Origin of the sequence: Massilia sp. Se16.2.3, assembly GCF_014171595.1 — a bacterium.
In the GTDB taxonomy this organism is placed as follows: domain Bacteria; phylum Pseudomonadota; class Gammaproteobacteria; order Burkholderiales; family Burkholderiaceae_D; genus Telluria.
On the sequence record NZ_CP050451.1, the window covers coordinates 3,564,631 to 3,587,170 of the forward strand.

A 22,540-nucleotide genomic window follows, 5' to 3' on the forward strand; every position below is an offset into this window, starting at 1 on the left:
GCCCGAGCGGGCGCTCCCTACTTGACCCGCTGCTTCTCCAGCTTCCTCGCCAGCGTGCGCCGGTGCAGCCCCAGGCGGCGCGCCGCCTCCGAGATATTGAAGTCCGTCTCCGCCAGCACCGCGTGGATGCGCTCCCACTCCAGCGTCTTGATCGAGGTCGAGCGGTTCGTCAGCTCGATGTCGGTCGTGCCGGCCACGTGGCCGAAGGCGGCCTCGATATCGTCGGTGTTCGAGGGTTTCGCCAGGTACTGGCAGGCGCCGAGCTTGATCGCCTCGACCGCGGTGCCGATGCTGGCGAATCCGGTCAGCACGACAATCAGCATGGTCGGGTCGTGCGCATGCAGCAGCTGTACGCAGGACAAGCCGGATGAATTGCCCTTGAGCTTGAGGTCGACCACGGCGTAGCCGGGGTCGTGTTCCTTCAGGATCTCGGCCGCCTCGTCATGGCCAGGGGCGTGCAGCACGCGGTAGCCGCGCCGCTCGAAGGAGCGGCCGAGCGTACGGGCAAAGGCTTCGTCGTCCTCGACGATGAGGAGCAAAGGCGTAGCGGCATCGATACCAGTCTCGACGCTGTTGTCCACGATCTCAGACATGCTCGCCCTCCCCCTGCAAGGCGATCGCAGCCAGCGGAATGCTGAGCACAAGCTGCGCCCCGCCCTCGTCGCGGTTGCGCGCCGTGACACCGCCGCCCAGGGTGCGGGCGACGTTCACCACCAGGAACAGGCCGACCCCGGCGCCGGCCCGGCTCTTGGTCGACTGGTAGGGTTTGCCGAACTGGGTCAGCATGGCGGGCGCAAAGCCCGGGCCGCGGTCCGTCACCACCAGGGTCAGGATGCCGTCCTCCACCGCCGCTTCCAGCCCCACCCAGTGCGGCGAAGCCTCCAGCGCGTTGTCGAGCAGGTTGTCGATGGTCTGCTTCAGGGCCGAATCGAAAGCGACCGGGACATCGTCGACGATGCGGTTGTCGTAGGCGAAGACGGCGGGCTTGCGGCTGTCTTCCCACTCCTCGGCCAGGCCGTCGAGGAAGGTCTGGATGGTGGTGCGCACGGCCGACTCGCCACGGGCGCTGCCGGCCGACAGCAGGATGCCGCTGACGATGGCCTTGCAGCGCGCCAGCTGGGTCTGCATCTCGCCGATTTCTTCCTTCAAATCCGGATTGTCGCGGAAGGCCGGCATGCGCTTCCAGTCGCCCAGGATGACCGACAGGGTGGCCAGGGGCGTACCGAGTTCGTGGGCGGCGCCGGAAGCGAGCAGGCCCATGCGAACGATATGGTCTTCCTCGGCGGCGCGCTGGCGCAGGTCGGCCAGTTGCGCAGCCTTGGCGCGCAGGGTGCCGCTGATGCGCGAAACGAAGATCACCAGCAGCGCGGCGTTCAGGGCGAAGCAGATCAGCATGCCCTGCACGTACAGGCTGGCGATGCCGCGCGCATGGTCGAAGGGCAAGGCCAGCGGCTGGGCATATACGGCCAGCAGACCCAGGCAGACCAGGGTGACCCCGACGATGGTCCAGGTCGACCAGGCTTCCAGCAGGACGGCCGAGATGATGATCTGCAGCAGGAAGAGGAAGGCGAAGGGGTTGGTAGTGCCACCGGACAGGTAGAGCTGCACCGTGAGCGTGGCCACGTCCACCAGCAGTGCCATGAACAGCTCGGCGTTGGCGACCGGACGGCGCTCGTGCCAGCGCAGGTGGCTGGCAATGTTGAAGGCGATCAGGCAGGCCAGTACCTGCAGCATGTGCACCAGCGGCAGGTTGATGTCGAAAACCAGGATGGCGGCGGCGATCGTCGTGATCTGGCCGATGACCGCGATCCAGCGCAGCTCGATGAGCTGCAGCATGTTCTTGTGCCCGGCGGCGTATTCGACGTTCGCCTCGGCGGCCGAGGCACTCGAGGGAGCGATTCTTGTTAGTAGATCAAGCTTTACTGCCATTGTTCCTTGCCTTCGCGGCTTCCTTGTGCGCGGAGCGCGCGACCAACCACCACGCCCCGGCCACCATCAAAGCCAGAGCATACCAAGTGATGGCATACACGAGGTGATTGTTTTGAAAGGAAATCACGGTCAGCCCGCCGACCGGCTGCCCCGGCGCGCCCGCCGGATCCTGGCCGCGGGCGGCGTCGACAAAGTACGGCGCCAGCGCCGCCGGTGGCAGTCCGCGCGCGGCGCCGATCGCGGCGACGTCGCGCGAGAACCAGCGGTTCTTCACGGGGTCGTTTTCGCGCAGGAAGCCGCCGCCCGGCTCGCTGATGCGCAGCAGGGCGGTGAACGTGTGCATCCCTTGCTCCCTGTTGCAGGGATTGCCCGCGGCACGCCGTGCCGGGTAGCGCGCGCCGATGTTGGGGACGATGGGAATGAAGCCGCGGTTGACGAGGACGATCGTCCCGTCAGCCGTGCACAGCGGCGTGAGCAGCCAGAAGCCCGCGCCCAGGTCGGATACGGCCTGGACGGGCGTCGTGTATTCGTAGAGGAAGTGTCCGACGAGACGTACATGCCGGTATTCGTCGGATTCCTTGCCGACCTGCCCCCAGCGAGCCCGAGGCGGTGGCGCGGCGGGATCGGCCTTGACGCGCGATTCCACCCGTTCGATCAGGGCCAGTTTCCATTGCAGGCGCATTACCTGCCAGGTTCCCAGCCCTGCGAACAGCACGATCAGGAGCAGCCCGAGGATCGCGATGATCGCCCGGCCAGATGCTGGCCGGGCAGCTGCCGCCTGACCGTGCGGCGACATCATTTCATGTCGTGCATGCCATGGCCGGTGACGCTTGCGGCGTCGCCCATGCCGGGCATCATGTTGGCGTTCATGTGGTACATGACCCAGATCGACCCCGAGAGCACGATGCCCAGCAGGACCAGGGTCAGGATCAGCGCCATCATGTTCCAGCCGCCTTCCGACTTCGAGTTCATGTGCAGGAAGTACACCATGTGCACGACCAGCTGGACAGCGGCAAAGCCCATGATGACGAACTTCGTCATCGCCGGGTCGAGCACGTTGTTCATGACCAGCCAGAACGGAATCGCGGTCAGGATCACGGCCAGCACGAAGCCGATCGTGTAGTCCTTCAGGCTGTAGTGCACGCCCGGCTCGTCGCCATGGGTATGGCCGTGCAGGGCGTCGTGGGCGCCGTGGGCGTGGTGATTGTGATGTTCGCTCATGGCAGCGTTCCCATCAGGTAGACAAAGGTGAAGACGAAGATCCAGACGACGTCCAGGAAGTGCCAGAACAGCGACAGGCAGGACAGGCGGCGGAAGTTTTCCGGGGTCAAGCCGTGCTTGCCCAGCTGGACCATCAGCGTGACCAGCCAGACGATACCGAACAGCACGTGCAGGCCGTGGGTGCCGACCAGCGAGAAGAAGGCGGTCAGGAAGCCGCTGCGCGACGGGCCGGCGCCTTCATGGATCAGTTCGACGAACTCATAGATTTCCAGGCCCAGGAAGCAGGCGCCGAGCAGGCCGGTGATGGCCAGCCATACCTGGGCACGCTTCAAGTTCTTCGCCTGCGCCGCGATCATCGCGAAGCCGAAGGTGATCGACGACACCAGCAGGAAGGCCGTGTTGACGCCGACGATCTTCAGGTTGAACAGCTCGGCGCCCGACGGGCCGCCCGCATAGTTGCGGCCCAGGACTGCATAGGTCGCGAACAGGCTGGCGAAGATGAGGCAGTCGCTCATCAGGTAAATCCAGAAACCCAGCATCGTGCCGTGTTCCGGGTGGTGCTCGCGCACGTGGAATTCGCGCGCGGCGGCGCCGCCAGCGGCGCCGTTCAAGGTTGCATTGACGTTAGACATGGTGTTAGACATGGGCTTCCAGCAGTTTCGTACGTGCATTCTCGGTACGGGTCACTTCGTCCGCCGGAATGTAGTAGTCACGCTTGTAGTTGAAGGTATGGACGATGGTCGCGACGATCGTTGCCACGAAGGCCAGGCCCGTCAGCAGCCACATGTGCCAGATGATCGCGAAACCCACCACCGCCGACAGCGCCGAAATCACGAAGCCGGCCCAGGTGTTCTTCGGCATGTGGATCGCGACATAGTCGTTCAGCGGACGCTTCCAGCCGTTCTTCTTCATGTCGGCGAAGGTGTCGTTGTCGTGCACCATCGGCGTGAAGGCGAAGTTGTAGTCAGGCGGTGGCGACGAGGTCGACCATTCCAGCGTACGGCCATCCCATGGGTCGCCCGTCACGTCCGCATTGATCTTGCGATCGCGCCAGCTGACGAAGATCTGCATCAAGAGCGCCGCGATACCACCAGCAATCATCAGGGTACCGATGAACGAGATCACGAACAGCCATTGCAGCTCGGGGTCTTCGAAGTGGCTCGAACGACGGGTAACGCCCATGAAGCCGAGGATATAGCCCGGGGTAAAGGCAACCCAGAAGCCGATCGACCACAGCCAGAACGAGACCACGCCCCAGAAGCGGTTCAGCTTGAAGCCGAACATTTTCGGGAACCAGTAGTTGAAGCCCGCGAACAGGCCGAACAGCACGCCGCCGATGATCACGTTGTGGAAGTGCGAGGTCAGGAACAGCGAGTTGTGCAGCACGAAGTCGGCCGCCGGCACCGCCAGCATCACGCCGGTCATGCCGCCGATAACAAACGTCAGCATGAACGACACGGTCCACATCATCGGCAGCTCGAAGCGGATACGGCCGCGGTACATCGTGAAGAGCCAGTTGAAGATCTTCGCGCCCGTCGGGATCGAGATGATCATCGTCGTGATGCCGAAGAACGAGTTCACGCTCGCACCCGAACCCATGGTGAAGAAGTGGTGCAGCCACACGAGGTAGGACAGGACCATGATGACGCAGGTCGCGTACACCATCGAGGTGTAGCCGAACAGGCGCTTGCTCGAGAAGGTCGAGACGACTTCCGAGAAGATACCGAAGGCCGGCAGGATCAGGATGTAGACCTCGGGGTGGCCCCAGATCCAGATCAGGTTCACGTACATCATGGCATTGCCGCCACGGTCGTTCGTGAAGAAGGCGGTATCGAACAGGCGGTCCATGCCCAGCATGGCCAGCGTCGCGGTCAGGATCGGGAACGAGACGACGATCAGGATGTTGGTGCACAGCGAAGTCCAGGTGAAGACTGGCATCTTCATCAGGTCCATGCCCGGCGCGCGCATCTTGACGATGGTGACAATGAGATTAACCCCCGATAACAGCGTACCGACACCCGCAATTTGCAGAGACCATATGTAATAGTCGACGCCGACACCCGGACTGGCCAGGATGCCCGACAGCGGCGGGAAGGCCAGCCAGCCGGTACGTGCGAATTCACCGACGAAGAGCGAGGCCATGACCAGCACGGCGCCCATGGTCGTCATCCAGAACGAGAAGTTGTTCAGGAACGGGAAGGCCACGTCGCGCGCGCCGATCTGCAGCGGCACGACATAGTTCATCAGGCCCGTCACGAAGGGCATCGCCACGAAGAAGATCATGATCACGCCGTGGGCGGTGAAGACCTGGTCGTAGTGGTGCGGCGGCAGGAAGCCGGCATTCTCGCCGAAGGAGATGGCCTGCTGGGCGCGCATCATGAGCGCATCGGCAAAGCCGCGCAGGAACATCACCAGGCCCAGCACCATGTACATGATGCCGATTTTCTTGTGGTCGATGCTGGTGAACCAGTCGTGCCACAGGGTGCCCCACAGGCGGAAGTAGGAGATCAGCGCGATCAGCGCCGCACCGCCCACCAGCACGCCTGCGAAGGTAGCGATCAGGATCGGCTCATGGAAGGGAATCGCATCCCAGGTGAGCCGTCCGAAGATTAGCTTCGTCAAGTCAAAAGAGTCTTGCATGGTTACTTCTTCACAGAATTGGTTGGGGTTTCGCAGACCTCGCCATCGGCCTTGGCAACCTGGCGCTTCGCATCCTTCGGCAGCTGCTTCAGTGCGATGTCGTTACGCACGCGCTGCATGTCGAGCGCCATCTGGTGGTTGGCGCAAGTCGTGCCTTCGGCCACGCAGCGGTTCACGACGGCATTGAACAGCGCCGACTGCACCGTGCCGTAGTAGCGCACGGGCTCCTTTTCCGACGGCTTTTCCAGCGCCAGGTAGTCGGCGCGGCCCAGCGTGTTGCCGCTGGCCTTGACCTTCTGTACCCAGGCGTCGAAATCGGCGGCGGTGGTGCCGCGGTAGGCGAACTTCATGTGCGAGAAACCGTCGCCGCTGAAGTTCGAGGACATGCCCTTGTAGTCGCCCGGCTTGTTGACGACGGCGTTGAGCGTCGTCTCCATGCCCGGCATCGTGTAGATCATGCCGGCCAGGGTCGGGATGTAGAACGCGTTCATCACGGTCGACGAGGTCAGCTTGAAGCGGATCGGGGTATCGACCGGGGTGACCAGTTCGTTGACCGTCGCGATGCCCTGCTCCGGATAAATGAACAGCCACTTCCAGTCGAGCGACACCACCTGCACTTCGAGCACCTTGGCGCCGGCCGGCATCGGACGGGTTTCGTCGATGCGGTCGAGCGGACGGTAAGGGTCGAGCTTGTGGGTGCTGATCCAGGTGATCAGGCCGAGCGCGATGATGATCAGGAGCGGCGCGCCCCAGATCACGAGTTCGAGCTTGGTGGAGTGGTCCCAATCGGGCTCGTACCTGGCGTTGGCGCCCTGGCGGTATTTCCAGGCAAAGACAACGGTCAGGATCATCACCGGAATGATGATGATTAACATCAGCCAGACCGACACCTTGATCAGGTCGGCCTGCTGCCTCGCGATATCACCGGCGGCATTCATCGTCACCGTATTGCAGCCGGACAGCAGCGCAAGCAGGAGGATCGACAGCCCGGGACGGACAATTTTAGGAATCATGCTAGGTATCTAACGTTACATGGGAATGAGAACATGCTACTGTACTGCCATCGGCCTTAGCTGCACATTGGACGTTTTGTCCCACCCTTGCCCAGGCCAGGGGACCAAAAAGCGGGGCCGGAATCAAACCTGGAGACCGAGATTATGCAAAGCACGAATACGTACGGCGGCGCAGGTGCCGCTCCCGTAACCGCTCCCTGCAGTGGAGCACGCAATATCAATGCCCGGGACGGCCATATCTCCCCGAGCGAAATCGCTGTCGGCGTGGTCATCGGCCGCGCTTCCGAGTATTTCGACTTCTTCGTCTACGCGATCGCCTCCGTGCTCGTCTTTCCACAGGTATTTTTCCCGTTTGCGGACCGGCTTGAAGGCACACTATACGCATTTACCATTTTTGCGTTCGCATTCATCGCGCGCCCCTTCGGCACCGTGATCTCGATGATCATCCAGCAGCGTTTTAGCAGGGAAATCAAGCTGACCATCGCCCTCTTCCTGCTGGGCACCTCCACCGTCGTGATTTCCTTCCTGCCCACCTATGCGCAGATCGGCACCACTTCCATCATCCTGCTGTCCCTGATGCGCATCGCCCAGGGCCTGGCCCAGGGCGGCTCCTGGGACGGCCTGCCCTCGCTCCTGGCCCTGAACGCGCCCGAGCACAAGCGCGGCTGGTACGCGATGCTCGGCCAGCTGTCGGCCCCGCTCGGCTTCCTGATCGCCGCCGGCATGTTCGCTTACCTGCTCGATAACCTGCAGAGCGACGACTTCCTGATCTGGGGCTGGCGTTTCCCCTTCTTCGTCGCCTTCGCGATCAACGTCGTCGCCCTGTTCGCGCGCCTGCGCCTGGTCTCCACCTCGGAATACTCGCGCCTGCTCGACGCCCATGAACTCGATCCGGCACCGGTCGGCGAACTGGTGCGCAACCAGGGCAGCAACATCGTCATCGGCGCCCTCGCCGCGCTGGCCAGCTATGCGCTCTTCCACCTGGTCACCGTGTTCCCGCTGTCGTGGATGCAGCTCTACGACACCCGTCCGATCAGCGGCTTCCTCTACATCCAGATGTGGGGCGCGGCCGTCGCCGCCGTCGGCATCCTGATTTCCGGCCTGGTTGCCGACAAGGTCGGGCGCCGCACGACGCTCGGCACCCTCGCCGCCCTGATCGCCATCTTCTCGGCCTTCGTGCCGATGCTGATCGACGGCGGCGAATCGGGCCAGAATGCCTTCATCCTGATCGGCTTCGGCCTGCTCGGCCTGTCCTACGGCCAGGCTGCCGGCGCGGTCACCTCGAACTTCGAACAGCGTTTCCGCTACACCGGCGCGGCCCTGACCAGCGACCTGGCCTGGCTGGTCGGCGCGGCATTCGCTCCGCTGGTTGCGCTTGGCCTGTCGGCCAACTTCGGCCTCGGTTATGTCAGCCTGTATCTGCTCTCGGGTGCGGTCGGCTCGCTGGCGGCGCTGTCGCTGAACCGCAAGCTGGAGATTCGCGACTAAGCTGCGTTCCCTGCATGTGAAGACGGCCGGACTGCGTGTCCGGCCGTTTTTGTTTGGCGCTTCCCTGCAGCCGGGCGAGCGTCGGTGCTGCTTGCGGAACCCCTCTGCCAGGCCAACGCCGTATTCCTGCGCACCGAATCGTCGCCTGTGCGCGACGGATTTTTTCGTTGGCGCGAGCGTCCAGGCAGTGTTGAGGGAGCGTGCACCATGCGCAAGGTACTGGCCAACATCCCGGCGGGCACGGCAGTGCTCGAAGGCGTGCTCGAGCTGCCTGCCAGGCCGGCCGGGGTTGTCCTGTTCGCCCACGGCAATGGCAGCAGCCGTTTCAGTCCGCGCAACAACATGGTGGCGGCGGCCTTGCGCGCCGCAGGCATTGCCACCCTGCTGCCCGATTTGCTGACGCGCGAGGAAGACGCGCATCGCTCCAGCCGTTTCGACATCGACCTGCTCACCGCCCGCCTGCACGCGGCCGCGGCCTGGCTGTCTACCGAGCCCTTGAGCGCACCGCTGCCCCCGGGCGTCTTTGGCGCGAGCACCGGGGCCGCCGCTGCCCTGCGGCTGGCGGCCGATAGCGGAAGCAGCGTGGCGGCCGTCGTCTCGCGGCGCGGCCGGCCCGACCTGGGGGGCGCCGCGCTGGAACAGGTGCTGGCGCCGACGCTGCTGGTCGTGGGCGGCGCAGATACCGCGGTGATCGAACTGAACCGACTGGCCCTTGCTGCCTTGCAGTGCGAGAAGGCGCTGGAAATCGTGCCGGGGGCGACGCATTTGTTCGAGGAAGAAGGCGCGCTCGAGCGTGTGGCCGAGCTGGCGTGCGCGTGGTTCATACGGCACTTCCCGTAAGGTTGGCGCAGCCGGCGACCCGGCATGGCCGCCGACGCGGCGGTAAGGGCAGCTAGCGCTCCACCAAGCGCAGCTTGGGCGTGTCACGCTTGTCCACGGTCCGGAGCGCGTCCAGAAACGGGAGATGTCGCGATCCCCGCGCCGGCAGCTCCGCCGCCCCCTTAAGCCAACGCCGTATCGAGCACGGTCATCAGCACGAAGCCGAAGATGACCGCAATGGTCGCGGTGGTGCCGTTGCCGTTCTCGCGCATCTCGGGGATCACGTCGTGGACAATCACGAACAGCATCGCCCCGCCGGCCGCGGCCAGCGCCACCGGCAGCATGCCGGCCGAAATGCCGATCAGGGCGACGCCCGGGGCCGCCGCGACCGGTTCGATCAGCCCCGACAGCACACCGAAGCCGACGGCCGCCAATCGGCCGTAACCGACCGTGCGCAGGGCCAGGGCCACGACCAGGCCTTCCGGCACGTCCCTGGATCGACACGCCGGTCATGAGGGAGTTCGCCTTTTCCATGTCGATGCCGGCGTAGGCGACGCCGATGGCCAGGCCCTCGGGCAGGTTGTGCAGGGCCACGGCCGTGACGAACAGCCAGGCGCGGCGCAGCGAACTGGCACCGGCGCTCCCGTTGAGCACTTCGGCCGGTTCGATCGCGTGGCTCATGAGGAGGATGGCACCGGCGCCACCCATCAGGCCGACGCCGGCCAGCAGGCTCGCTTCCCACGGGCCGGCGCCCGACGAGCGAGCCGCCGCCAGCGCGGGAATGACGAGCGAAAAAGCAGTCGCACCGAGCATCACCCCGGCGCCGAAGCCAAGAAAACTGTCGTAGGTGCGTTTCGAAAAATTCTGGGAAAACAGGACAGGCAAGGTGCCCAGTGCGGTGGCCGCGGCAGCGATCCCGCCGCCGAGCAGGGCCGCATGCATTTTCGCGTTCGCGTGCATGACCTGGTCGACGAGGCTGCCGAGCAGCAGCAGGCAGCCGACCGCGCAGATCAACAGGCCGATCACGCGCCGCACGGTCAGCGTGCGCGCCAGGGCGCCGCCCAGGCGCAGCTTATGGATATTCGTATTCATCCGGATTCCTTTCCGTTCGCCTTGCGTTACCATCCTGCCATCTCAGGGGAAAAAGCGGCGCAAGATGAAGGTACAGCCGCGGCGCGCGAGGGCGCGCCGCAGCTGCGGTCATGCCTGTTTGCCTGCCGATCTACTCAATCGTCCGCCGTTCAAGGCTTGCTGACAGCCGACGCGCCTTTCGGCGTGGCCGGGTCGAGGCCGAGCTCGGCGCCCGTGACCGGATCCTTGGACGGATCGGACATGGTGCGCATCTGCATCTGCTTGAGCGTCTCGATGTCCTTGGCCGGCAGTTTGACCTCGGCTTCGCCGGAGCCGCCGTCGACCGCCATCTGCTTTTCGCGGTCGGTGACGAAGTCCCACTTCTCGCCCTGGTTCCACGGGCCGCGCATCTCGCCGGGACCCTGCGACATGTTGAAGTAGACGCTGGAGAAGCGCGGATCGACCGGCATTTTGCCTGGAGGGAAATTCGACTCCATCGAATACAGGGCTTTTTCGAAGGATTTCTGGTGCGCGACTTCGCGCGTCATGAGGAAGCCCAGCGCTTCCTTCACACCCGGGTCGTCGGTCAGCGCGATCAGGCGCTCGTAGACGATCTTGGCGCGCGCTTCGGCGGCGATGTTCGAGCGCAGGTCGGCGGTCGGCTCGGTAATCGAGTCGATGTAGGCCGCGGTCCAGGGCACGCCAGCGGAATTGACCAGCGGCGTGCCGGCGCCGTACAGCACCTGGGTCACGTGGCTGTCGTTGCCGGCGCCGGTGATCTTGCGATACATCTCGGCTTCGGTGTCGACCGCTTCGGCCAGTTCACCCTTGGCACCCTTGTTCAGCATGGCGACGATGTGGCCGATCACCTCCAGGTGGCTCAGCTCTTCGGTCGCGATGTCCATCAGCATGTCCTTGCGGCCTGGATCGTCTTCCGATACGGCCTGCGTGAAGTAACGCATCGCTGCGGCAAGCTCGCCCTGCGGGCCGCCGAACTGCTCCAGCATCAAATTGGCCAGGCCCGGATTGGGACCACTGACCCGGACGGTGTACTGGAGGCGCTTGTTATGTGCAAACATATTCACTCCTTCGATAGATTAAGACTAAGCGTTCACGCGAATGCGTGCAACGCTATCGCTACACGGCTGAACGCGCTTTCAGCGCCAGCCGGACGTGAGGCTCATCATCGCAGCGTTCGCTGCATGCGTAATCAGCAGCGCCGCCGTGTCGATGTAGGACAAGGGTGACAAACTGTTAAAGCCGATAAAGCGCGGAAAGCAAGGTTTCCCTATGGCGAGAGGGACCGACAGTTACAGCTGAGCTGAACACCCGGGCTGCCCCTGCTCCAGCCGGCCGGGGCCGTCGTTGCTAATGAAATACCCCGGCGGATGACGCGGCATATGCCGACAAGGGCTTGCGTCGGGCTCCTACGCCGTGCGCCCAACGGCAGCGCTAGCATGTTGGTTATTCGTCAATCCGGAGGGATGCCAAATGTTTTCACTGAACAAATTGAGCCCGACCATCACCGACATGATCCGCTTCGATCACTCGCACGTGATGGTAACGTTCCACCAGTACACGAAGGACAAGGCGCCAAGCGTCAAGAAGGCGCTGGCCGAAACGATCTGCACCGCCCTGGAAATCCACGCGACGCTGGAAGAAGAAGTGTTCTATCCAGTCATGCGCCAGCTCGACAAGGGCGAACCCTTCGTCCACAAGGCCGAGCCCGAGCACAACGACATGCGCCGCATCATTTCGGAACTGCGCCGCACGAGCGGTTCCGATCCGCGCCACGACAAGCTGCTGCTGGAACTCATGCGCGACGTGATCCACCACGTGGCAGACGAGGAAACGACGCTGCTGCCGCAGGCTGAAATGCTGATGAGCAAAGCCCGCCTGTCGGACCTGGGTGCGCAAATGACCAAGCGCCGCATGGAACTCATCGCGCCGAAAGCCGGGCAGCTGGCGAAGAACCACGCCGTTGGCTTCTCGGGCAGCACCGCCGCCGTGGTCGTCGGCGTTGCCAGCGCCCTGTTCGCGATGCGCACCCTGGTCAAGAAACCAGGCGGGGGCGAGAGCAACAACCGCACCTGGGCCAACGCCAACTCGATGCCGCACGGGAGCTGATATCGGGCAGGTCCGGACGCAGGCCGGGCCCTGCCCGGCGAATTTCCAGGCGGTGCGCACTGCATCCCCGGCTTGGGCACGCGACGGACACTGTCCGTCGTGTGCCTTTGTCCTTTTCACCCCAGCCAACGCACCATCCACGGCACCAGCACCGGCGCCAATACCGCCGTCAGGATGCCATTGAGTCCCATCCCCAGTCCCGCGAACGCGCCCATCTCGGCGCTGACCTGGAAGGCGCGCGCCGTGCCGATGCCATGCGCCGCCACGCCGAGCGCAAAGCCGCGCGCCGCATGCGACTCGATTTTCAAGGCATTGAACAGGAAGCGCGCGGTGATGGCGCAAAAATCCCGGTGCCGATCACCAGCACGGCAGTGAGCGCAGGCACCCCGGCCAGACGTTCCGACACGGCCATCGCAATCGGCGTGGTCGCCGACTTCGGTCCCACGGTGCGCGCCAGGAGCGGCGAGCCGCCCAGCAGCAAGACCACCGCGACGCTGCTGACGATGGCCGTCACGCAGCCGGCGACAAGGGCGCCAAGGAGGGGCAGGAAGGCGCGGCGCATGCGCGGCAACTGGCGTGCGAGCGGCACCGCCAGCGCCACCGTTGCCGGACCCAGCAGGAAGTGCACGAACTGGGCGCCGGCGAAATAGCGTTCGTAGGACATGTTCGACAGCAGCAGCGCCAGGCTGACCAGGCCGATCGCGATCGCCACCGGATTGGCCAGCGGCGAAAACCGGCAGCGCGCATGGATGGCCTGGGCGAGGATGTAGGCGCAGAGCGTGATCGTCAGTCCCAGTAGCGGCGAGGCCGACAGGTAGACCCAGAAGTGGCTGAGGTTGGCGAAGCTAGGCATCGTCGGACGCCTTCGTTTGCGGGTCCGGTGTCATGCTCTTCAGCACGAGGGCGGTGACAGCCAGGGTGGCCAGCGTGCTCACAGCCAGCGAAGCGACGATCGCAATCCAGTGCCCGCTGCCGCTGCCGGCCGCGGCGACGATGCCTACGCCGGCGGGGACGAACAGCAGCGACAGGTGGCGCAGCAGCTCGTTGGCGGCGGCTTCGATACGGGTTTGCAGGGACGGCCAGATGAGCAAGGCGGCAAACAGCAGCACCATGCCGGCGACCGGGCCCGGCACGGGAAGCTTGAACAGGAAGACGATGCCTTCGCCGAGGCATTGGAACAGAAGGAGGATGGCGAAGGCGGGGAGCAAGCGGGACTCCGGTCGGGGTGAGGTGGATATGAAGATTCCGATACGTCGATGAGGCGACGCCTTCGCATTGTGCCATCAGCCGGGGTGGCGCTACGCGCGCTAGCGTGGCGCGGACGAGGCGCCTGCGTCGTCATGGGGCGCGTGCGTTCGGAGTGGCTCACGCAATGGTTGCAGGCGGGATCGCGTGGTATGGGCGGGTAAGACGGCGTGGACAGGGGAGTCCACCTCAGGTTCATTCGCGGCAGTCTCCGCGGGGGGATGCGGCGGGCGTCACGGGGTGGACAGCGTGGGCACGAGTGCCCACCCTACGCACGACAGGGGCTGCGCGCGGCCGACGTGCGCGCAGCGTCCTGTCGCTTTATGCCATCTCGGCGGCTTGTCCGATCGCGCCGCGCTTGATCTGGTCGCGCTCGATCGATTCGAACAGGGCCTTGAAGTTGCCTTCGCCGAAACCGTCGTCGCCCTTGCGCTGGATGAACTCGAAGAACACCGGGCCCAGCTGCGGCTCGCCGAAGATCTGCAGCAGGAGGCGCGGCTTGCCGTCCTGGACCGCGCCATCGAGCAGCAGGCCGCGTGCCTGCAGTTCGGCGGCGTTCTCGCCGTGGCCCGGGATGCGGCCGTCGAGCATCTCGTAATAGGTGGCAGGCGGCGCGCTCATCAGGGGCACACCGGCCGCGCGCAGGGCGTCGACGGTCGTGATCAGGTCATCGGTCAGCAGCGCGATGTGCTGGATGCCCTCGCCGTTGAACTGCATCAGGAATTCCTCGATCTGGCCCCCGCCCGCCTTGCCTTCTTCATTGAGCGGAATGCGGATCTTGCCGTCCGGCGCCGTCATCGCCTTCGAGGTCAGGCCGGTGTACTCGCCCTTGATGTCGAAGTAGCGGATTTCGCGGAAGTTGAACAGCTTCTCGTAGAAGCCGGCCCAGAAGGCCATGCGGCCGCGGTAGACGTTGTGGGTCAGGTGGTCGATGATCTTCAGGCCATGTCCGGCCGGGCGGCGGTCGACGCCCTCGATGAATTCGAAATCGATGTCATAGATCGACTTGCCGTCTTCGAAGCGGTCGATCAGGTACAGCGGCGCGCCGCCGATGCCCTTGATGGCCGGCAGGCGCAGCTCCATCGGTCCGGTCGGGATCTCGATGGCCTGGGCACCGAGTTCCAGCGCGCGCTTGTAGGCCTTGTGCGAATCCTTGACGCGGAAAGCCATGCCGCAGGCCGATGGGCCATGCTCGGCGGCGAAATAGGCGGCGTAGCTCTTCGGCTCGTTGTTGACGATGAAGTTGATGTCGCCCTGGCGGTAAAGGACAACGTTCTTCGAGCGGTGCACCGCGACCTTCGTAAAGCCCAGCGTCTCGAAGATCGGCTCGAGCAGGCCCGGCGTTGGCGAAGCGAACTCGACGAACTCGAAGCCCATCAGCCCCATTGGATTCTCAAACAGGTCAGCCATCTTGTTTTCCTTTTGATGCAAAATAGTCTCCTCCAGACGGCGAGCAGGCCGGGTAGGCCCTCCCGCGCCGGGCGGAATATCCAGGCCGGTGCTCATGGCGCCGGCCACCCCTTCGTATGTACGAGGCGCCGCGCTGGCATGGCCGGGCGGCGTCAACGACCGGAATGATACGCTAGTTGGGCCTTGCCTTCCTGCCCCATGATGTCGAAAACTTACGCCCGCGCCACGCGCACGCGGTCAAACGTCCCAGGCTGCGGGCAGTTTTTCTGCGGCCATGTCGATCTGGTTCAGCGGCGCCCCTGCTCCATCAGCAGGGTACGGATGTCGCCGAGCAGCACGGCCGGATGCAGGTAGGACGTCGAATAGATTTCGCGCACCTCGCCGCGCGGATCGAGCAGGTAGACCTTCAGCATGTGACTCAGCACCGGGATACGCGTGCCCGGCGCCTTGGGCGCGGCCACCGAGACGTCCTGGCCGAAACCGCCCAGCAGCGGCGCCAGTTCCCTGCCATTGCGGGTGGTGAGGAAATGCCAGTCCAGGCCGCGCCGGTCACGCGCCTCCTGCCCGCCGTAGCTGCGCATCGCCACCGGCGTGTCGTATTCCGGATCGAAACTCATACTCACGAAGCGCACCTTGCCGCGCAGGGCGGGGGTGCGCTCGATCGTGTTTTTCAGCTCATGCAGGGTGGCATACGCCAGCGGGCATCCCTTGGGATCGCTGCAATAGGTGTAGATGAAGGAGAACAGCGTGACCTTCCCCGTCGTGAACTCCGACAGGCGGTGCACGCTGGCGTCGCTATCGAGCACGACACCGTCGGGTGCCTTCATGATGCGTTCCAGGCGGTAGCTGCCGGGCGCGGGCGGGGTAAAGCCGAGCGGCGGGACGCTTGACGTGGCGCTTGCTGCCGCCATACCGGGCGGGCCGGCGGCCAGTACGAGCGCCAGCAGGACGCCCCGCCCGGCCGCTACGCCCCGCCGCGCCAGGCTGCGGCCCCGGACGCAACCAGCTCGCGCGCTCGCGCCGCTCACCGCGCCGCAAGCCCGGCGGCGCTGCCGGCGTCGCCGCCGTAGGCCGTTTGCATCCCGGTCTGGGCGCCGAATTTCATGTGGTGCGGGCGGCCGAGTTTCAGCTTGTAGAAGTCGACCGTCCACTTTTCGTTGAGCTCCTTGCCGTCCCAGGCGAACAGCTTGACGAACTGCTCGTCATCGAGACCGCCCTTGTCCCACTTGGCCAGGAGCGACGAGCTGACGTACACGCGCTTGCCATCCCAGCTTTGCGAAATCATGTTCACCTGCGAGCCGGTTTTCTTCGCATAGGTCTGGCGCGGCGCTTCCGGGTTGCTGATGTCGAAGTAGCGGGTGGTGCCGTCCATGAAGGTGTTCACCCACAGCCCCTTGCCGTCGGCCCGCATTGAGATATCGACCGGCAGCGGCGTCTTCGCCGGGTCGCCGATGGCGGCCACGTCCTTCGCCTGCCACTGGCCCTTGGCATCCTTTTTCACCAGCCAGAGTTTGGAGGTAAGTGCCGTGGCCGTGATCGCCCAGTCCTCGCCGCCGGCGAGCGACCAGCGGATTTCCAGCGGCGCGCCCGGCACGTTCAGTACCTGCTCGGGCTGCATGGATTTCAGGTTCCACACCACCATCGTGTTGCCGAACTGCTTCATTGCGCCCCCGTCCTTGACCAGGGTACCCAGCGGCGTCATGTAATTCTTCTTGCCGGTGAAGCTGGAACTGAGCATCACGTTTTTCGCCGGGTTGATGGCCAGGTCGTAGCCATAGCCGTCGCCGCCCTTCAGCGCCTGCGCGGCCGGGATGTCGTACTTGCGGATGAACTCGCCCTTGTTGTTGTACAGGGCCATGCCGGTGGCGCCGCCGCCGTCCTTCGTGTTCGACAGCGCGCCGATCAGCATCCGGCCGGGCAGCGCATAGAAGGTATGCGGGCCGACCAGGCCGGATTTCTGGGCGAAGTCGGCGATGGTGTTGACCAGGCGTGGCTTGGCGGGGTCGGTATGCACGTCGAAGACATGGATCTTGCTGTCGTCCAGGCCGCCGGCCCAGAGGAAGCGGCGGTCGTCGGTGAAGCCGGCATGGTGGGCCTCGCCGCGCCCGCCCACCGAGATCTGGGTGATTACCTGGCCAAAGCGGGGCGACTTCGGATTGACGTCGAGGGTCACGAGCTTGTCGGAGCCGTCGCCCATGCCGGGCACGCCCAGCGTCCACACGTAGAGGTAGTCCTCCTGCCCCTTGATGAGGTTCGACAGGTAGGGCGAGTTGCAGGTTTCGTCGGCAAACACGGGAGTGCTGCCGAGGCCGAGCATGAGGGCGGCAAACAATGCCGCGCGCGTGAAACGAGTGGTTCGCATCTTGATCTCCTGTGGGTGGCTATCCGGTTCGACGCGCGGGCGGCATTGCGCCATTCCCGGCCGCTGTATGTACAGCAGGATCAGCATACTCTTGCCGAACGCAAAGATGGTAATGTTTTAGCATCGCTCGCCCGCGGTGTTGGGGTTTGCGCCACATCAAAGTCGATGGGGAACGGGAACCAGCGCGCGGGACCGCAAGAGACCCTTGCACCTGAAAGAGCCTGACGAAACCTCGGCGGTGTGCGTCGCTAGCGAACCTGTGGCTGCGTCCGCTTGACTGCGCGACCTAAGCGGGCTTCAGCGTTTTTGTCCGGGCATCAGAAAAGTACCCGACCTTGTCTCCCTGAAGTTCCTGGGCAAGACGCTCGCATAACGCCAGCCCGATAGCATCAAGGGCTTCCACCTCTCGTGGATCGTTAAACTGCCGGTAGTGTGCTGTTTCGTAGCGGGCTAGCCAGCTAGCGATCGCCTCTACGACATCTGGCGAAAGGCCTAACTCGCCAAGTTCGACATACTCGCCCCTCATAGGGTCACGGACACCGGTCCCAGAGAACATTCCATCGACAATCAGGTAGCGCATCTCACTGCCTTCTCAGCTGTTTCGTCCGCTTTTGGCCGTTTGCGGACGTTCAGAATTGATCAGTGTACGGTGTTGTTGCTATCACGACAAGCAGGAGGTTTAGTCCGGCGCTCTTACTCTCCGAACGCCGCGACAACCAGTTCACGCAGCCACGCATTGCCCGGGTCCTGGTTGTAGCGCCGGTGCCAGAACACCTTGGTCTGCAGGGTCGGCAAGCTTAAGGGCGGAGTAATCGCCACCAGCCCAAAAGGCGCGGCAGCCTGCTCGGCGAGCTTCTGCGGCACCGTCACCACCAGTTCGCTGGCGCTGACGATATACGGCACCGCCGTGAAGTGCGGCACGCGAAAGCGCGTCGACGGGCCGATGCCCGCTTTCTCCAGCAGCGCGTTGACCCGTTCGTAGGGGCTGTCGGCCGAATCGACCAGCAGGTGTTCGCAGGCGAGGAAGCGCGCAAGCGTCACCTCGCCACTCGCCAGCGGATGGGCGTGGCGGACCATGCTGACGTACGGCTGGCGAAACAGCAGGCGTCCGTACAAGGCTTCCGACACGTCGTCGAAGGCGCCGACGGCCAGGTCGACGCGGCCGCTTTCCATTTCTTCCTTCAGGGCGATCGCGCCGGCGCGCACCGAGCTGATGCGCACCCCGGGGGCCAGGCTGCGGCAGCGTTCGATCAGCGCGGGCATGAAATAGACTTCGCCGACATCGCTCATCGCCACGGTGAAGCCGCGCGTGCTCGTCGCGGGATCAAACCCGCTGCGCTGGTTGAGCGCCAGTTCCACCTGCGCCAGCGCCGCACCCACGGGTTCGGCCAGCTGCTCGGCATAGGGCGTCGGCTGCATGCCTTGCGCGGTGCGCACGAAGAGTTCGTCGCCAAACGTGCGGCGCAGCCGGGCCAGCGCATTGCTCACGGCGGACTGCGTCAGGCCCAGCCTCCTGGCCGCGCTGGAGATATTGCGCGCGCGGTAGACCTCCTGGAACACCAGCAGCAAGTTCAGGTCGATACTGTTCGGCTCGATCACCGGATGCCCCCGCTATTTACGATGTGAATAGTCTACATTTTTCTATTGATATCGTAAAACTCCTTGGCATCTTGTACAGTGACCGTTCGAAGCGGCGCCTTCACCGCCGCCATGGAGACCGCCATGTCCTACCAATCCGGATTCGGCAACGAATTTGCCACCGAGGCCCTGCCGGGCGCCCTGCCCCAGCACCGCAATTCGCCGCAGCGCGTCGCCTACGGCCTGTATGCCGAGCAGATTTCCGGCACCGCCTTCACGGCGCCGCGCAGCCATAACCGCCGCTCCTGGCTCTACCGCATCCGCCCGGCCGCGATGCACGGCAGCTTTAGCCAGATCGATGGCGCCCGCATCGTCGGCGACTTCACGCGTGTACCACCGCCGCCGAACCAGATGCGCTGGAGCCCGCTGCCGATGCCCGATGCGCCCACCGACTTCATCGACGGCTGGGTGACCATGGCCGGCAACGGCTCGGCAGAGAGCATGACGGGCTGCGCGATCCACCTGTACGCGGCCAACCGCTCGATGACGGAGCGCTTTTTCTATTCCGCCGACGGCGAACTGCTGATCGTGCCGCAGGAAGGCCGCCTGGAAATCGCCACCGAACTGGGCACCATCGAGCTCGAACCGCAGGAAATTGCCGTGGTCCCGCGTGGGATCCGCTTCCAGGTAAGGCTGCCCGACGGCCAGGCGCGCGGCTACATCTGCGAGAACTTCGGCGCCCTGCTGCGCCTGCCGGACCTGGGTCCGATCGGTTCGAACGGCCTGGCCAACCCGCGCGACTTCCTGACGCCAGTCGCCCGTTTCGAGGACCGCGAGGGCGAGTTCGAGCTGGTGGCGAAATTCTGCGGTAACCTGTGGCGCGCGAAGATCGGGCACTCGCCACTGGACGTGGTCGCCTGGCACGGCAACTACGCGCCGTATAAATACGACCTGCGCCACTTCAATACCATCGGCTCGATCAGCTACGACCATCCCGATCCGTCGATCTTCCTGGTCCTGCAGGCGCCCTCGGATACCCCGGGCGTGGACACGCTCGATTTCGTGATCTTCCCGCCACGCTGGCTCGCCGGCGAAAACACCTTCCGCCCGCCCTGGTTCCACCGCAACGTGGCCAGCGAGTTCATGGGCCTGGTGCACGGCGCCTACGATGCGAAGGCCGAGGGCTTCCATCCCGGCGGCGCCAGCCTGCACAACTGCATGAGCGGGCACGGCCCGGACGCCGCGACCTTCGACAAGGCCAGCAATGCCGACACCAGCCGGCCCGTCAAGGTGGCCGACACGATGGCCTTCATGTTCGAGACCCGTAACGTGCTGTGCCCGACGGTCCATGCGCTGGAATCGCCCCAGTTGCAGGCGAACTACCAGGACTGCTGGGCCGGCATCCAGAAGCATTTCCGGGCCACGCCGTAAGCGCGCCATGGCACACCAGGCCATCCTGCACTTCACCACCCGTGGGCGCGGCACGCTCGACATCACGCGCGAGGTCGAACAGGCGGTTGCAGCCGCGAACGTCGCCTGCGGCCTGGCCCACGTGTTCGTCCAGCACACCAGCTGTTCGCTGACCATCACCGAGAACGCCGACCCGGACGTGCGGCGCGACCTGGAGACGGTACTGGCGCGCCTCGCGCCGGATGGCGATCCGGCTTACCGCCATCGCGACGAAGGGCTGGACGACATGTCGGCGCATGTGCGCACCGTGCTCACCGATACGGCGGTCACGGTGCCGGTCGGCGACGGCCGGCTGCTGCTGGGCACCTGGCAGGGCATTTACCTGTGGGAGCACCGCACCGGCGGGCACCGGCGCACGGTGGTCGTGACGGTGATCGGCTGAAGCCGGCAGGCACGCCACCGGCCTGGACTAGTTTGCCGGGGTCCCCGCTGCCGGTTCTTCCGGCCTGAAGTAAGGCGCCACATTCCCGGCGACCTGGGCAAATTCCTTCCCGCTCAGCGGCAGGCGCTGGAAGGCAGCCCAGGCTGCGCGCGGCCGCAGGTTCTCGCCCCGGGCGGAATCGGTCCCGTACAGCACCCGGTCCAGCCCGATCTGGCGCAGGCGCCGCGCCAGCAGCGCGGCCTCCTCCGGCTTGATATCCGGCTGCACCATCGAGGCGACATCGAACCACAGCCCGCGCGTGGCCGGATGGCGCTGCTGCACCGCCTCGGCCAGCGTTGCCAGCACTTCCTGCGCGGGCGGATCGTCGAAGCCGGGCCCGGTGCCGCCCAGGTGCGCCACCTGCACCGGTACGTCCGGCGCGGACGGCAGCACCTTGTCGAGGAAGGCGCGTGCCTCGTTGGCACCGTAGGGACGCTTGTTGCGGATGCTGGCGCGCATGTGCACGACAATCGCCATCCCTTCCCGGTTGGCTGCCGCGAACACCTGCGCCAGGCGCGCCACATGCTCGGGCTGGTCCAGTTGCACATCCGAATTGCCGAGATGGAGCTTGATGCCATGCTTCAGGCCAGGCTGGCCCGCGCAGCGGCGGATTTCCTCGAGCGCATACGCCTTCAGCGGTGCGATGCCGCAGAAGGCAATCAGGCGGCCGGGAAACTGCGCCGCCTGGGCCGCCGTCCAGTCGTTCTCGCGCCTGACCTGCGCGTACTCGTCGGCCACCCGGTGCCGCGGGCTGCCGTACATGTAAGCGGTGGAGAGCAGCACCGCGCGGCGGATGCCGGCCGCGTCGAGAAGCGGCACCAGTTCCTTTGCCGGCAGCGGCTTGATGCCCGCCTCCGGCCCGAGCAGCTTGACGATACCGTCGCTGAAGACATGCTGGTGATGGTCGACGTCGGGCGCCGGGGCAGCCATGGCGGCCGGCGTGCAGAACGCCGCGATGGCGGCCATCAGTAAGTACTGGACACGGCGCATTCTGCTCTCCCGGCAATGGTGGACGGCACAGTGTAGCGCGTGCGCCCGGCGCGTCAATACGGGGGCGGCCTCTTATTTGAGGGCGTCGGCGCGGCACATCATCGCGTACTTCCCCTTCAGCTTGAGATTCATGTAGCCGTGGCGGCCGGGTTCAAGGCGCGCCGCGATGAGCGGATAATACGCCGCCAGGTGCGCGCGGGCGCGCTCGAGGTCATCGGGCGTAGTCACGACCATGCCGCCGCGCGGATCGCGCATGCGCACGTCGCCGACGTAGACCACCTTGCCGCGGGCGGCTTCGAAGGTGACCACCGGGTCGCCATCGCAGGGAAGGAAAATATAGGGTTGCCGGCCGAAGCGCGCGACCAGCCCCGCGATGCCGTAGCGCCGCGCGCCCTCGACCGCGTCGACCCTGGCGACGATATACCCGCCCCGCGGCGTGGTGATGAGCGAGGCGGCCCAGGCGTCGCGCACCCATTGTTCGGGCGTGACATCGCCCTTGAAGATCTGCAGCTCGACTTGCGGGCTCACGCCCATCACGATGATCGCGTCGTCGCCGAAGTCGGCGTAGTTGGAACGCGGGTCGAGCCCGGGCGACACGGCGCAGCCGCCGAGCAGGGTTGCACCAAGTAGCATGACAAGGAAGATCGCGCGCATGGGAAGCCTTATTGTTCAGAGAGAAACAATTGTAGCGCAGTCTGCTGATCGATACGTCGTCAACGGGGAAGGCGCCATGTGCGGCGCCGAACGAACTGGCGC

General features: G+C 65.0%; 21 protein-coding genes and 2 pseudogenes. 5 read left to right on the top strand and 18 right to left on the bottom strand.

Annotation, left to right across the window (positions count from 1 at the left end; genetic code table 11):
• Positions 1 to 17 precede the first annotated feature (17 nt).
• From G4G31_RS16265 to cyoA, 7 genes are read right to left on the bottom strand one after another with little or no spacing between them, the layout of a single operon-like run.
• Positions 18 to 593, bottom strand: coding sequence for a response regulator transcription factor (locus tag G4G31_RS16265; RefSeq protein WP_182988534.1), 576 nt, complete (start codon positions 591 to 593; stop codon positions 18 to 20).
• Entirely contained in the window at positions 586 to 1,929 is a 1,344-nt protein-coding gene (locus G4G31_RS16270) for an ATP-binding protein (protein WP_182988535.1), read from the bottom strand. Before G4G31_RS16270 ends, G4G31_RS16265 begins: the two co-directional genes overlap by 8 nt.
• The gene (locus G4G31_RS16275; RefSeq protein ID WP_182988536.1) at positions 1,913 to 2,728 is read right to left on the bottom strand and encodes an SURF1 family protein; all 816 of its coding nucleotides are present in this window, start codon (positions 2,726 to 2,728) and stop codon (positions 1,913 to 1,915) included. The genes G4G31_RS16270 and G4G31_RS16275 overlap by 17 nt, the downstream gene beginning before the upstream one ends.
• The gene (gene cyoD, locus G4G31_RS16280) at positions 2,725 to 3,150 is read right to left on the bottom strand and encodes a cytochrome o ubiquinol oxidase subunit IV (RefSeq protein WP_182988537.1); all 426 of its coding nucleotides are present in this window, start codon (positions 3,148 to 3,150) and stop codon (positions 2,725 to 2,727) included. Before cyoD ends, G4G31_RS16275 begins: the two co-directional genes overlap by 4 nt.
• Complete coding sequence (gene cyoC, locus G4G31_RS16285) at positions 3,147 to 3,782, bottom strand: cytochrome o ubiquinol oxidase subunit III (RefSeq protein ID WP_182988538.1); 636 nt, start codon at positions 3,780 to 3,782, stop codon at positions 3,147 to 3,149. Before cyoC ends, cyoD begins: the two co-directional genes overlap by 4 nt.
• Positions 3,783 to 3,786: 4 nt before the next feature.
• Positions 3,787 to 5,790: a cytochrome o ubiquinol oxidase subunit I gene (gene cyoB / locus G4G31_RS16290; protein ID WP_182988539.1), complete on the bottom strand. Its 2,004-nt coding sequence runs from the start codon at positions 5,788 to 5,790 to the stop codon at positions 3,787 to 3,789.
• Between the two features lie 2 nt (positions 5,791 to 5,792).
• Positions 5,793 to 6,803 (bottom strand): ubiquinol oxidase subunit II, encoded by a 1,011-nt coding sequence (gene cyoA, locus G4G31_RS16295; protein ID WP_182988540.1) that lies wholly within the window; start codon positions 6,801 to 6,803, stop codon positions 5,793 to 5,795.
• 144 nt (positions 6,804 to 6,947) lie between these two features.
• Here cyoA and G4G31_RS16300 point away from each other — a divergent pair, with 144 nt between their 5' ends.
• Both G4G31_RS16300 and G4G31_RS16305 read left to right on the top strand, forming a co-directional pair.
• Positions 6,948 to 8,291: an MFS transporter gene (locus tag G4G31_RS16300; RefSeq protein WP_182988541.1), complete on the top strand. Its 1,344-nt coding sequence runs from the start codon at positions 6,948 to 6,950 to the stop codon at positions 8,289 to 8,291.
• A 207-nt stretch (positions 8,292 to 8,498) separates the two neighbouring features.
• Complete coding sequence (locus tag G4G31_RS16305; protein ID WP_182988542.1) at positions 8,499 to 9,131, top strand: dienelactone hydrolase family protein; 633 nt, start codon at positions 8,499 to 8,501, stop codon at positions 9,129 to 9,131.
• A 161-nt stretch (positions 9,132 to 9,292) separates the two neighbouring features.
• Here the strand turns inward: G4G31_RS16305 and G4G31_RS29265 are convergent.
• Positions 9,293 to 10,202, bottom strand: a pseudogene (locus tag G4G31_RS29265) (ZIP family metal transporter).
• A 149-nt stretch (positions 10,203 to 10,351) separates the two neighbouring features.
• Positions 10,352 to 11,260 (bottom strand): manganese catalase family protein, encoded by a 909-nt coding sequence (locus G4G31_RS16315; RefSeq protein WP_182988543.1) that lies wholly within the window; start codon positions 11,258 to 11,260, stop codon positions 10,352 to 10,354.
• 412 nt (positions 11,261 to 11,672) lie between these two features.
• On the opposite strand from G4G31_RS16315, the gene G4G31_RS16320 reads away from it, so the two are divergent.
• Entirely contained in the window at positions 11,673 to 12,308 is a 636-nt protein-coding gene (locus G4G31_RS16320) for a hemerythrin domain-containing protein (protein ID WP_182988544.1), read from the top strand.
• A 116-nt stretch (positions 12,309 to 12,424) separates the two neighbouring features.
• Here G4G31_RS16320 and G4G31_RS16325 read toward each other — a convergent pair.
• The 7 genes and pseudogenes from G4G31_RS16325 to G4G31_RS16355 form a co-directional block, all read right to left on the bottom strand.
• A pseudogene (locus G4G31_RS16325) lies at positions 12,425 to 13,161 on the bottom strand (LrgB family protein).
• Positions 13,154 to 13,516 (bottom strand): CidA/LrgA family protein, encoded by a 363-nt coding sequence (locus G4G31_RS16330; protein ID WP_182988545.1) that lies wholly within the window; start codon positions 13,514 to 13,516, stop codon positions 13,154 to 13,156. The pseudogene G4G31_RS16325 and the gene G4G31_RS16330 overlap by 8 nt, the downstream one beginning before the upstream one ends.
• A 358-nt stretch (positions 13,517 to 13,874) precedes the next feature.
• Positions 13,875 to 14,963 (bottom strand): 4-hydroxyphenylpyruvate dioxygenase, encoded by a 1,089-nt coding sequence (gene hppD / locus G4G31_RS16335; RefSeq protein ID WP_182988546.1) that lies wholly within the window; start codon positions 14,961 to 14,963, stop codon positions 13,875 to 13,877.
• A gap of 287 nt (positions 14,964 to 15,250) precedes the next feature.
• Positions 15,251 to 15,874, bottom strand: a complete 624-nt coding sequence (locus G4G31_RS16340; RefSeq protein ID WP_182988547.1) for an SCO family protein — start codon at positions 15,872 to 15,874, stop codon at positions 15,251 to 15,253.
• Positions 15,875 to 15,987: 113 nt separating this feature from the next.
• Positions 15,988 to 17,325: a selenium-binding protein SBP56-related protein gene (locus tag G4G31_RS16345; protein ID WP_182988548.1), complete on the bottom strand. Its 1,338-nt coding sequence runs from the start codon at positions 17,323 to 17,325 to the stop codon at positions 15,988 to 15,990.
• A gap of 286 nt (positions 17,326 to 17,611) precedes the next feature.
• Complete coding sequence (locus tag G4G31_RS16350; RefSeq protein WP_182988549.1) at positions 17,612 to 17,905, bottom strand: hypothetical protein; 294 nt, start codon at positions 17,903 to 17,905, stop codon at positions 17,612 to 17,614.
• Positions 17,906 to 18,018: 113 nt separating this feature from the next.
• Positions 18,019 to 18,924 carry a LysR family transcriptional regulator gene (locus G4G31_RS16355; RefSeq protein WP_182988550.1) on the bottom strand — a complete coding sequence of 302 codons (906 nt, stop codon included), beginning with the start codon at positions 18,922 to 18,924 and terminating at the stop codon, positions 18,019 to 18,021.
• Between the two features lie 123 nt (positions 18,925 to 19,047).
• Between G4G31_RS16355 and hmgA the strand changes: the two genes are divergently transcribed.
• Positions 19,048 to 20,334: a homogentisate 1,2-dioxygenase gene (hmgA, locus tag G4G31_RS16360; protein ID WP_229425051.1), complete on the top strand. Its 1,287-nt coding sequence runs from the start codon at positions 19,048 to 19,050 to the stop codon at positions 20,332 to 20,334.
• Between the two features lie 7 nt (positions 20,335 to 20,341).
• Positions 20,342 to 20,755 carry a secondary thiamine-phosphate synthase enzyme YjbQ gene (locus G4G31_RS16365; protein WP_182988551.1) on the top strand — a complete coding sequence of 138 codons (414 nt, stop codon included), beginning with the start codon at positions 20,342 to 20,344 and terminating at the stop codon, positions 20,753 to 20,755.
• Positions 20,756 to 20,782: 27 nt separating this feature from the next.
• Here G4G31_RS16365 and G4G31_RS16370 read toward each other — a convergent pair whose 3' ends face one another.
• Together G4G31_RS16370 and G4G31_RS16375 are read right to left on the bottom strand one after the other, a co-directional pair.
• Positions 20,783 to 21,784: an amidohydrolase family protein gene (locus G4G31_RS16370; RefSeq protein ID WP_182988552.1), complete on the bottom strand. Its 1,002-nt coding sequence runs from the start codon at positions 21,782 to 21,784 to the stop codon at positions 20,783 to 20,785.
• A gap of 72 nt (positions 21,785 to 21,856) precedes the next feature.
• Positions 21,857 to 22,438 (bottom strand): hypothetical protein, encoded by a 582-nt coding sequence (locus G4G31_RS16375; RefSeq protein WP_182988553.1) that lies wholly within the window; start codon positions 22,436 to 22,438, stop codon positions 21,857 to 21,859.
• Positions 22,439 to 22,540 lie beyond the last annotated feature (102 nt).